8 protein-coding genes and 1 tRNA gene are annotated in these 10947 nt (G+C 65.7%); 1 reads left to right on the top strand and 8 read right to left on the bottom strand.

Going from position 1 to position 10947, the window contains the following annotated elements:
* Window positions 1-274 precede the first annotated feature (274 nt).
* The 6 genes from JMF90_RS09170 to JMF90_RS09145 form a co-directional block, all read right to left on the bottom strand.
* A tRNA-Ile gene (locus tag JMF90_RS09170) sits at window positions 275-353 on the bottom strand.
* Between the two features lie 138 nt (window positions 354-491).
* On the bottom strand, window positions 492-2909 hold the full coding sequence (gene rpoD / locus JMF90_RS09165) for an RNA polymerase sigma factor RpoD (protein ID WP_011694687.1): 2418 nt from the start codon (window positions 2907-2909) through the stop codon (window positions 492-494).
* Between the two features lie 88 nt (window positions 2910-2997).
* Window positions 2998-4875 (bottom strand): DNA primase, encoded by a 1878-nt coding sequence (dnaG, locus tag JMF90_RS09160; protein ID WP_011694686.1) that lies wholly within the window; start codon window positions 4873-4875, stop codon window positions 2998-3000.
* A 71-nt stretch (window positions 4876-4946) separates the two neighbouring features.
* Window positions 4947-5393: a GatB/YqeY domain-containing protein gene (locus tag JMF90_RS09155; protein ID WP_006479409.1), complete on the bottom strand. Its 447-nt coding sequence runs from the start codon at window positions 5391-5393 to the stop codon at window positions 4947-4949.
* Between the two features lie 194 nt (window positions 5394-5587).
* Window positions 5588-5800: a 30S ribosomal protein S21 gene (gene rpsU / locus JMF90_RS09150; RefSeq protein ID WP_006479415.1), complete on the bottom strand. Its 213-nt coding sequence runs from the start codon at window positions 5798-5800 to the stop codon at window positions 5588-5590.
* 104 nt (window positions 5801-5904) lie between these two features.
* Window positions 5905-7125: an NAD(P)/FAD-dependent oxidoreductase gene (locus tag JMF90_RS09145; RefSeq protein WP_006479417.1), complete on the bottom strand. Its 1221-nt coding sequence runs from the start codon at window positions 7123-7125 to the stop codon at window positions 5905-5907.
* A 130-nt stretch (window positions 7126-7255) separates the two neighbouring features.
* On the opposite strand from JMF90_RS09145, the gene tsaD reads away from it, so the two are divergent.
* Entirely contained in the window at window positions 7256-8296 is a 1041-nt protein-coding gene (gene tsaD, locus JMF90_RS09140; RefSeq protein WP_011548147.1) for a tRNA (adenosine(37)-N6)-threonylcarbamoyltransferase complex transferase subunit TsaD, read from the top strand.
* Window positions 8297-8390: 94 nt separating this feature from the next.
* Here the strand turns inward: tsaD and folE2 are convergent, their stop codons facing one another.
* Window positions 8391-9200, bottom strand: coding sequence for a GTP cyclohydrolase FolE2 (folE2, locus tag JMF90_RS09135; protein WP_011548148.1), 810 nt, complete (start codon window positions 9198-9200; stop codon window positions 8391-8393).
* A gap of 154 nt (window positions 9201-9354) precedes the next feature.
* The coding region (gene dxs, locus JMF90_RS09130) for a 1-deoxy-D-xylulose-5-phosphate synthase (protein WP_201325058.1) at window positions 9355-10947 on the bottom strand (1593 nt) is incomplete at its 5' end.

Below are 10947 nucleotides of genomic sequence, written 5' to 3'. Positions count from 1 at the left end.
GAACGCAGCCTGATCATGATCGCCGTCCCCGCTCCCGGGTGAAATCCGTTTGTTCTGGCCGCCGAATGGAGGCGGCATTGATCGGCGGTCCTGACGTGCGCGCGTATCGCGCCGTGGCCGGCCGCGCCACAGCATACTTCGATTGCCATCGGCGCGGCAGCCCCTCGTTGTTTTCCTGATTGCACCGCGCGGCCGCCCAAAGAAAAACCCGCGACGCATGACGCGATCGCGGGTTTTCGGCATGCCGCGATACTGCGCGGCGCGGCATGAAATCTGGTGGGCCCCCCGGGAGTCGAACCCGGCACCAACGAATTATGAGTTCGCTGCTCTAACCAAGCATGAGCTAGGGGCCCAGACGAGAAGCAAAGCGTGCTACACGCCCCCCCGGCAACGAAGCCGGGCCGGCATTGTAACAACAAAGACGACAGAGGGAACGAACGCCACCGGCATCATGCGGATACCGGCGGCGTTCGTAAGAGAGACGCTGGAAATCAGTTCCCTTCGAGGAACGACTTCAGCTTGTCGGAACGGCTCGGGTGACGCAGCTTGCGCAGCGCCTTGGCCTCGATCTGACGGATCCGCTCGCGCGTGACGTCGAACTGCTTGCCGACTTCCTCGAGCGTGTGATCGGTGCTCATCTCGATACCGAAACGCATCCGCAGCACCTTCGCCTCGCGCGGCGTCAGCGAATCGAGCACGTCCTTCACGACGTCGCGCATGCTGGCATGCAGCGCGGCATCCGCCGGCGCGACCGTGTTGGTGTCCTCGATGAAGTCGCCGAGATGGGAATCGTCGTCGTCACCGATCGGCGTTTCCATCGAGATCGGCTCCTTCGCGATCTTCATGATCTTGCGGATCTTGTCTTCCGGCATCTCCATCTTCTCGGCGAGCGTTGCCGGGTCCGGCTCGAGACCGGTTTCCTGCAGGATCTGCCGCGAGATGCGGTTCATCTTGTTGATCGTTTCGATCATGTGAACCGGAATACGGATCGTGCGCGCCTGGTCGGCGATCGAACGCGTGATGGCCTGACGGATCCACCACGTCGCATAGGTCGAGAACTTGTAGCCGCGACGGTATTCGAACTTGTCCACCGCCTTCATCAGGCCGATGTTGCCTTCCTGGATCAGGTCGAGGAACTGCAGGCCGCGGTTCGTGTACTTCTTCGCGATCGAGATCACGAGACGCAGGTTGGCCTCGGTCATTTCGCGCTTCGCCTGACGCGCCTTCAGTTCGCCGGCCGCCATCTGGCGGTTGGTTTCCTTCAGGTCCTTCAGCGGCAGCACGACGCGCGCCTGCAGGTCGAGCAGGCGCTGCTGCTGTTCGCGGATCGCCGGGACGTTACGCGACAGCACCGCGCTGTACGGATGGCCTTCCGCGGTGATCTTCTCGGCCCAGTCGAGATCCGTCTCGCTGCCCGGGAAGCGCGCGATGAATTCCGAGCGCGGCATGCCGCACTTGTCGACGACGATGTGCAGGATCTGACGCTCGACCTGACGCACTTCGTCCACCTGCGCGCGCAGCGTGTCGCACAGGCGTTCGACGGTACGCGCGGTGAAGCGGATCGTCATCAGTTCGCTCTGGATCGTTTCCTGCGCCTTCAGGTAGGCCTTCGACTTGTAGCCTTCCTTCTCGAACGCGCGGCGCATCTTGTCGAACCACTCGCTGATCTGCGAGAACTTCTCGAGCGATGCGCGCTTGAGGGCTTCGAGCTGGGCGGCGTTCGCCGATGCCTGCGCGGCACCGTCGTCTTCCTCCTCTTCCTCTTCTTCCTCTTCCTCTTCGGCTTCCTCGTCCTCGTTCTCGATGGCTTCCGCTTCCTTCGCGGAGAAGCCGTCCGTATCGGCGGAGTCCGAAGCATTCGGATCGAGCAGGCCGTCGACGAGCTCGTCGACGCGGATCTCTTCGTTCGCGACGCGTTCGGCCATCGCGAGGATGTCGGCGATCGTCGTCGGGCACGCGGAGATGGCCATCACCATGTGGCGCAGGCCGTCCTCGATCCGCTTCGCGATCTCGATTTCGCCTTCGCGCGTGAGCAGCTCGACCGTGCCCATCTCGCGCATGTACATCCGGACCGGATCGGTCGTGCGGCCGAATTCCGAATCGACGGTGGACAGCGCGACTTCCGCTTCCTCCTCGACTTCATCGTCCGACGACGCGGCGGGCGCGTTGTCGTTCAGGAGCAGCGTTTCCGCGTCCGGCGCCTGCTCGTAAACCGCCACGCCCATGTCGTTGAACGTGCCGATGATGCCCTCGAGGGCTTCCGTCTCGGTGAAGTTGTCCGGCAGGTGGTCGTTGATTTCGGCGTACGTGAGGAAGCCGCGCTCCTTGCCGAGCTTGATCAGCGCGCGCAGTTTCACGCGGCGCTCTTCGAGCTCCTCGGCCGTGCCCGGCGTGCTCGTCGCGAACGCTTCCTTCAGCAGCGCCTTTTCCTTGGCGCGACGATCGCGCACCTTGGACTTGCCCGGTGCAGCCGCGGCTGCGGGCTGCTCGTCGCTCTGATTTGCGTCGTCTTCGACGGATACTTCGTTCAGCTTTTTGGTCATGGAGTTCGCCGTACCGGCTATATCGACTCGCGGCTGCTGGACGACAGCCGGTTGAACCGTGGGTGCATGAGTAGTACGTACTGCCGTTTCGTCCGCGTCGGCAGTCGTGTCCCTTGCGCTTTTCGCACTTGCCCGCTTCGCCGCCGGCTTGGCCGGCCCGGAGTCGGGTCTGGCGGCAGCCCGTGTTCTGGCTGCCGGCGCCGGCGCAGCCTGAGCAGTGCCGGCCGCGGTTTTCTTTCCTGCAGGGGCTGACGTGGCTGAAGACGTTGTCCTGGTGGAAGAAGCAGACTTGGCCGCTGTGACCTTCTTGGTCGGCTCCGTCGAGCCCTTGCCTGTTGCTTTCTTTCCGCCTGTCGTCTTTGCCATCGCGATTCTCGCCTCTGCTTGGAAAACAAACCGCTGGAAACCTTATATTATAGCACGCTGGGGAGCCCTCTCTAAGCGCCCCAGCCGCCTACAGCCCGAGCCGACGCTTCATGTCGGTTCGCTGCTGGTTCAATTCCGTCAATTCGGCCAGTTCCTCGGGGGTGAAGGTGGATTGCCGCGCCAGCCTGTCCAGCCGGTCGCAGCAGGCGTCATAGCGCATCTTGAGCACCGCTGCCTGCAGCTCCTCCCCCGCGATCCTCTCCTGCTCACGCTGCCGCTCGGGCACCGTCTCGTCTTCCGGATTCTGTAACAGCAAATCGCGGACGTTTTCATCATAGTCCAGAATTTCGCGGAAGATTTCCTCGTAAGTCGCCCCGTTCGAGGACGTCCTGAGGACATCCGACAGCAGCCGGAACTCCGCGCCGTCGCCCAGCGCGCGCGCATGATCGACGACTTCCGCGAACAGCTCGCCGATGCGCGGCAGCGCGCGCAGGGTCGCAATCTGTTCGTCGTCAAGCTGCGATGCGATGCGCGGATGCATCACCAGCGTACGCAACGCGCGCTTTTCGCTGTCCGTCACGCGGCGCCGCTCGCTGCGCGCGGGCGCCTGGCGCGGCGGCGTCGCGATGCGCGTATCGACGTCCGACAGCGCCGCGACCTCTTCGAACGGGATGTCGAGACGGTCGGCGAACATGTGCATGATCTGCGCGCGCAACGCGTTCGCGGGCAGCGCCTGCAACAGCGGCTTCGCATCGAAGAGCGCCTTCGCGCGGCCTTCCGGCTGATCGAGCGCCTTGCCGGCAATCGCTTCGTTCAACAGAAATTGCGACAGCGGCATCGCGCGTTCGACCTGCTCGGAGAACGCCTCCGCGCCGAATTCGCGCACGTAGCTGTCCGGATCGTGCTCGGTCGGCAGAAAAAGGAACCGGATCGTGCGGTTGTCGCCCGCATGCGGCAGGCAGGCCTCGAGCGCGCGCCGGGCCGCGCGCCGCCCGGCCGAATCGCCGTCGAAACTGAAAATGACCGTGTCGGTCTGGCGCAGCAGCTTCTGCACGTGAATCGGCGTGCATGCGGTGCCGAGCGTCGCGACCGCGTTCGGAAACCCGAGCTGCGCGAGCGCGACGACGTCCATGTAGCCTTCGACGACCAGCACGTACTTGCGCTCGCGAATCGCGAGCCGCGCCTCGAACAGCCCGTACAGCTCGCTGCCCTTGTTGAACAACGGCGTTTCAGGCGAATTCAGGTACTTCGGTTCGCCGCTGCCGAGCACGCGGCCGCCGAAACCGATCACCTGCCCCTTCACGTTGCGGATCGGGAACATGATCCGCTCGCGGAACCGGTCGTAGCGGCGCGCGACGCCCTGGGCGTCGGTTTTCTCGCTGACGATCACGAGCCCCGCCTCGACGAGCGACTCGTCGCGATAGTCCGGGAACGCGGCCTCGAGGTTCTGCCAGCCGTCCGGCGCATAGCCAAGACCGAAGCGTGCGGCGATCTCGCCGGTCAGGCCCCGGTTCTTCAGGTACTGGATCGCGACGGTCGCGCCGCGCAACTGCTTGCGGTAGTAGTCGCAGGCCGCCGTCATCGCATCGGACAGCGCGGTCGCCACCGATTTCGACACGGGCGCCGGATAGTCGCCGCCACCGCCTCCGCCCCCACCGCCGCCGCGCATCGACGGTTCGTGCGGCACGGTCAGCCCGACGGATTGCGCGAGTTCCTGCACGGCTTCGGGGAACGTGAGCCCCGCATGCTCCATCAGGAAGCCGATCGCGGTGCCGTGCGCGCCGCAACCGAAGCAGTGATAGAACTGCTTGGTCGGGCTCACGGTAAACGACGGGCTCTTCTCGTTATGGAACGGGCACAGCCCCATGAAGTTGGCGCCGCCCTTCTTGAGCTGCACGTACCGGCCCACCACGTCGACGATATCGACGCGGTTCAGCAAATCCTGCAGGAACGAATGCGGAATCACCGTGGGATCGAGCGAAAAAAGACAATACGACGCCCGGCGCACGCATCGCTGGGCGCGCCGGGAACGGGTTTTTACTTCGTGAGCGCGGCCTTGACTTGCGCGGAAACGGCCGTCATGTCGGCACGGCCGGCGAGCTTGCCCTTCAGCACGCCCATCACCTTGCCCATGTCCTGCGGGCCGGCCGCGCCGGTTTGCGCGACGGCCGCCTGCACCTCGGCCGCCACTTCGGCGTCCGACAGTTGCGCGGGCATGTAGCCGCCCAGCACGGTCAGCTCGGCTTGCTCCTTCGCGACCAGATCGTCGCGACCGGCGGCCTGGAACTGGCTGATCGAATCCTTGCGCTGCTTGATCATCTTGTCGATCACGGCCGTGATGCCCGCGTCGTCGAGCGTGACCCGATCGTCGACTTCGCGCTGCTTGATCGCGGCCATCAGCAGGCGAATCGTTGCCAGGCGCTCGCTTTCCTTCGCGCGCATCGCGGCCTTCATGTCTTCGCTGATCTGCTCTTTCAAACTCATCTTTCACCCGGGATGGAAACGTGAATCCGACGCCCGCGAATGGGCGTCAACACAAAAACCCGCTTGGGACAGTGTCTCAAGCGGGTTGCTCGAATCCGGCATCGGCGACTCGCCGCCTGATCGGCTGCGCGATCGCATTCGATCGCACGGAGTCCCCGGTGCGCCGCTCAGCGAACCGCGCGGCGCCCAATCGTTCAGTACAGCTTCTTCGGCAGCGTCTGGCTGCGAATCCGCTTGTAATGACGCTTCACCGCAGCGGCCTTCTTACGCTTGCGTTCTGCGGTCGGCTTCTCGTAAAACTCGCGCGCACGAAGCTCGGTCAGCAGACCGTTCTTCTCGATCGTGCGCTTGAAGCGACGCATTGCAACTTCGAACGGCTCGTTCTCTTTAACGCGAATGATCGTCATGATCCGACACGAATAAAGGTTTGCAAGGAAAGATTACTGAGTATAGCAGAGCGATTGTTCAAAGGCACGGACCCCAACCCGCCGGAACGGCGCCGGCCGGCGCGTCAGGCGCCTCGCGCATACTCGGCCGCGGCCTGCCCGGCCGCCGTGCCGGACGCCCATGCCCACTGGAAGTTGTAGCCGCCGAGCCAGCCCGTCACGTCCACCGCCTCGCCGACGAAGAACAGCCCCGGCACGCGCGCGCTCATCATCGTCGCCGACGACAGCTCGCGCGTATCGACCCCGCCCTTCGTCACCTCGGCCTTCTTGTAGCCTTCGGTGCCGTTCGGCGTCAGCGTCCAGCCGGACAGCGCGTCACCGATCTGGCGCAGCGTCTTGTCGGGCAGATCCGCGAGCCGCGCGTCGGCCGCGACGCGATGCGTGTCGAGCCACGCATGCGCGAGGCGCGACGGCACCCAGTCGGCGAGCAGTGAGCCGATCTGGCGCTTCGACGTGCGTTTCGCGTCGAGCAGATCGGCCACCGTGTCGCGCTGCGGCAGCAGGTCGACGCGGATCGGGTCGCCGGGCTGCCAGTAGCTCGAGATCTGCAGGATGCCTGGACCGGACAGCCCGCGATGGGTCAGCAGCAGGTCCTCGACGAATTCGCCGCCGCGCTTCTTGTCGCCGGTCGATACGCGCACCTCGAGCGATACGCCGGACAGCGGCGCGAACGGCGCCCAGTCCTGCGGCGCGAACGTCAGCGGCACGAGCGCGGGCCGCGTATCGACGAGCTTGTGGCCGAACTGCTTCGCGAGCCGGTAGCCGAAATCGGTCGCACCGATCTTCGGAATCGACAGCCCGCCGGTCGCGACGATCAATGCGCGCGCCCCGATCGGGCCGGCCTGCTGCGTGTCGAGCGTGAAGCCGTCGGACGGCGCATGGCGCACCGCGTCGACGACGACGGGCCGGCGCCACGCGATGCCGCCCGCGTCGCACTCGTGCTTCAGCACGTCGATGATCGCGTCGCTGCCGTGGTCGCAAAAGAGCTGGCCCTTGTGCTTTTCGTGCCAGGTCACGTGATGGCGCTTGAGCAGTCCGAGAAAGTCGCGCGGCGTATAGCGCGCGAGCGCCGAGCGCGCGAAATGCGGATTCGACGACAGGTAGTTGTCGGGCCCGGCGTACAGGTTCGTGAAGTTGCAGCGGCCGCCGCCCGAGATGCGGATTTTCTCGGCGAGCCGCGGTGCGTGATCGATCAGCACGACGCGGCGGCCGAGCTGGCCGGCGACCGCGGCGCTCATCATGCCGGCGGCGCCCGCGCCGATCACGGCGATGTCATAAGTTTCCATGGCGCGGATTGTACCCGCCCGGCCTCGGGCTCGGGCCGCCCGCAGGGGCCGTGAGCCCCCGCCTGCTATAATTTCGGGTTACGTTGACCTACCTGCGGCGCGCCCGAAACGGCGTGCCCCGCCCGCACCCATGCTCGTTCTCGGCATCGAAAGCTCCTGCGACGAAACCGGCCTCGCGCTCTACGACACGCAGCGCGGCCTGCTCGCGCACGCGCTCCATTCGCAGATCGCGATGCATCGCGACTACGGCGGCGTCGTACCCGAGCTCGCATCGCGCGACCATATCCGCCGCGCGCTGCCGCTGCTCGAGGAAGTGATGGCGCAAAGCGGCACGCGCCGCGACGACATCGACGCGATCGCGTTCACGCAGGGCCCCGGCCTCGCCGGCGCGCTGCTGGTCGGCGCGAGCATCGCGAATGCACTCGCGCTCGCGTGGAACAAGCCGACCGTCGGCATCCATCACCTCGAAGGCCACCTGCTGTCGCCGTTGCTGGTCGACGAGCCGCCGCCGTTCCCGTTCGTCGCGCTGCTGGTTTCCGGCGGCCACACGCAACTGATGCGCGTGACCGACGTCGGCGTGTACGAGACGCTCGGCGAAACGCTCGACGACGCGGCCGGCGAAGCGTTCGACAAGACGGCGAAACTGATCGGCCTCGGTTACCCGGGCGGCCCCGAAGTATCGAAGCTGGCCGAAACGGGCACGCCGGGCGCGGTCGTGCTGCCGCGCCCGATGCTGCATTCGGGCGATCTCGACTTCAGCTTCAGCGGCCTGAAGACGGCCGTGCTTACGCAGATGAAGAAATTCGAGGCGGCGAAGCTCGACGGCGAAGCCCTCGAACGCGCGAAGGCCGACCTGGCACGCGGCTTCGTCGATGCGGCCGTCGACGTACTCGTCGCGAAGTCGCTCGCAGCGCTGAAGAAGACGAAGCTCAAGCGCCTCGTGGTCGCGGGCGGCGTCGGCGCGAACCGCCAGTTGCGCGCGGCACTGTCGGCGGCCGCGGCCAAGCGCGGCTTCGACGTGCACTACCCCGATCTCGCGCTCTGCACCGACAACGGCGCGATGATCGCCCTCGCGGGCGCGCTGCGGCTCGGCCGCTGGCCGGAACAGGCGAATGCCGACTACGCGTTCACGGTGAAGCCGCGCTGGGATCTCGCGTCGCTCGCGGGCTGAATCGCGCCGCACGACACTGCCCGCCGGAAAACGAAAAAGCCGCTCGTTCGAGCGGCTTTTCTCATTGGCAGGACAAAATGCCGCAGTCGCGGCGTTATGCAGCCTGCCGCTTGTCGCGTTCGATCAACGCATACGCGCTGTGATTGTGGATCGATTCGAAGTTCTCGGCTTCGAGCACGTAAGCAACCACCCGCTCGTCCGCATCAAGACGTTGTGCGACGTCGCGCACCAGATCCTCGACGAACTTCGGGTTCTCGTATGCGCGCTCGGTGACGAACTTCTCGTCCGGACGCTTCAACAGCCCCCACAGTTCGCACGACGCCTCTTCTTCCGCGATGCGGATCAGCGCCTCGACCGGCAGATCGGCGGCCAGCTCGGCATCGATCGTCACGTGCGAGCGCTGGTTGTGCGCGCCGTACTGCGAGATCTTCTTCGAGCACGGGCACAGGCTCGTCACCGGCACGAGCACCTTCAGGAACAGGCGCGTGTCGCCGTTGCGGCTTTCGCCGGCGAGCGTCACTTCATAGTCGAGCAGGCTCTGCACGCCGGACACCGGCGCGGTCTTGTTCACGAAATACGGGAACGTGACTTCGATGCGGCCGGCCTCGGCTTCGAGCTTCACGAGCATCGACGCGAGCATCGCGCGGAAGCGCTCGACCGTCAGCGGCGCGCGGTTCTCCTCGAGCAGCGCGACGAAGCGCGACATGTGCGTGCCCTTCTGATCGGCCGGCAGACGGACGTCGAGATTCCAGACACCGACGGTCGGTTGCACGTCGCCGCTTTCGGTACACACCGTCAACGGATGCCGGACCGCCTTCACGCCCACGCGCTGAATCGGGATCTGACGGGTATCCACCGTGCTCTGCACGTCGGGCATCACGAAGGCGGGATTCATCTGGTTCATCTTGTTCAATCCTTGTAAGCCGCGCGTTCGACGACGCGCACGCCGCATCATGCGGCAGCCGGAAAAGCAACATGGGCCCGCAGGCCCATGTTTTCCGCATCAATGAAGACCGGTTGCGCCAGTCGCACCGACGCCGCCCGCAGGCGGCGCCAGCTTATGCGACGCGCTTCGCGTGGCCGGCGACATCGGCCGCCGGGCTCAGGAAGCGTTCGCGAATCGACTTCGCGATGCCCGCGCCGTCGAGGCCGCATTGCGCCAGCAGCTTCGCGTGGTCGCCGTGGTCGACGAACTGGTCAGGGAGGCCCAATTGTAGTACGGGTCGGATAACCCCACTCTCCATCAGGGCTTCCACGCAGGCCGAGCCCGCGCCACCCATCACGCAGCCTTCCTCGACCGTGACGAGGTAGTCGTGCGTTTCGGCCAGCTCGCGCACGAGCGCCGCATCGACCGGCTTCACGAAGCGCATGTTCGCGACCGTTGCATCGAGTTCCTCGGCAGCGGCGAGCGACGGTGCAACCATCGTGCCGAACGCGAGGATCGCGACGCGCTTGCCTTCCGGCTGCGACGTGCGGCGACGCACTTCACCCTTGCCGAGCGGGATCTCGGTGAATTCCTTCACCGTCGCCACGCCCGTGCCCGCGCCGCGCGGATAACGCACCGCAGTCGGGTTCGGCTGCTGCAGCGCCGTGTGCAGCATCTGGCGGCATTCGTTCTCGTCGGACGCGGCCATGATCGTCATGTTCGGGATGCAGCGCATGAACGCGAGATCGTATGCGCCCGCATGCGTCGCGCCGTCCGCGCCGACGAGGCCCGCGCGATCGATCGCGAACACGACCGGCAGGTTCTGCAGCGCGACGTCGTGGATCAACTGGTCGTACGCACGTTGCAGGAACGTCGAGTAGATCGCGACGACGGGCTTCAGCCCCTCGGTCGCGAGACCGCCCGCGAACGTCACCGCGTGCTGCTCGGCGATGCCCACGTCGTAGTAGCGATCCTTGAAGCGCTTCTCGAACTCGACCATGCCCGAACCTTCGCGCATCGCGGGCGTGATGCCGACCACGCGCGTATCGCGCTCGGCTTCGTCGCACAGCCACTCGCCGAACACCTGCGTGTAAGTCTTCTTCGCGGGCGTCGTCGACGGCTTGATGCCTTCGGCCGGGTTGAACTTGCCGGGGCCGTGATAGAGCACCGGATCGGCTTCGGCGAGCTTGTAGCCCTGGCCTTTCTTCGTCACCACGTGCAGGAACTGCGGGCCGCGCAGTTCGCGGATGTTCTGCAGCGTCGGGATCAGCGAATCGAGATCGTGACCATCGATCGGGCCGATGTAGTTGAAGCCGAACTCCTCGAACAGCGTGGCCGGCACGACCATGCCCTTCGCATGCTCCTCGAGCTTGCGCGCGAGTTCGAGCACCGGCGGCGCCACGCTCAGCACGCGCTCGACGCCCGCGCGCGCAGCCGCATAGAAGCGGCCCGACATCAGGCGGGCGAGATGGCGATTCAGCGCGCCGACCGGCGGCGAGATCGACATGTCGTTGTCGTTGAGGATCACGAGCAGCTTCGCATCTTCCGACACGCCCGCGTTGTTCATCGCCTCGAACGCCATGCCGGCCGTCATCGCGCCGTCGCCGATCACCGCGATCGAGAAGCGGTCGTCGCCGTTCAGCTGGCTGCCGATCGCCATGCCGAGCGCCGCCGAGATCGACGTGCTCGAGTGCGCGGTGCCGAACGTGTCGTATTCCGACTCGCT

It is taken from the genome of Burkholderia sp. E168m23 (assembly GCF_016586125.1).
In the GTDB taxonomy this organism is placed as follows: domain Bacteria; phylum Pseudomonadota; class Gammaproteobacteria; order Burkholderiales; family Burkholderiaceae; genus Burkholderia; species Burkholderia orbicola.
The sequence above is the reverse complement of the archived record's forward strand: the minus strand, read 5'-3'. Positions and strand labels throughout refer to the sequence as shown.

Coding starts and splice junctions, on each gene's coding strand:
- rpoD (WP_011694687.1), bottom strand. CDS start 2,909: ATGGCAAAGACGACAGGCGGAAAGAAAGCAACAGGCAAGGGCTCGACG.
- JMF90_RS09155 (WP_006479409.1), bottom strand. CDS start 5,393: ATGAGTTTGAAAGAGCAGATCAGCGAAGACATGAAGGCCGCGATGCGC.
- rpsU (WP_006479415.1), bottom strand. CDS start 5,800: ATGACGATCATTCGCGTTAAAGAGAACGAGCCGTTCGAAGTTGCAATG.
- JMF90_RS09145 (WP_006479417.1), bottom strand. CDS start 7,125: ATGGAAACTTATGACATCGCCGTGATCGGCGCGGGCGCCGCCGGCATG.
- tsaD (WP_011548147.1), top strand. CDS start 7,256: ATGCTCGTTCTCGGCATCGAAAGCTCCTGCGACGAAACCGGCCTCGCG.
- folE2 (WP_011548148.1), bottom strand. CDS start 9,200: ATGAACCAGATGAATCCCGCCTTCGTGATGCCCGACGTGCAGAGCACG.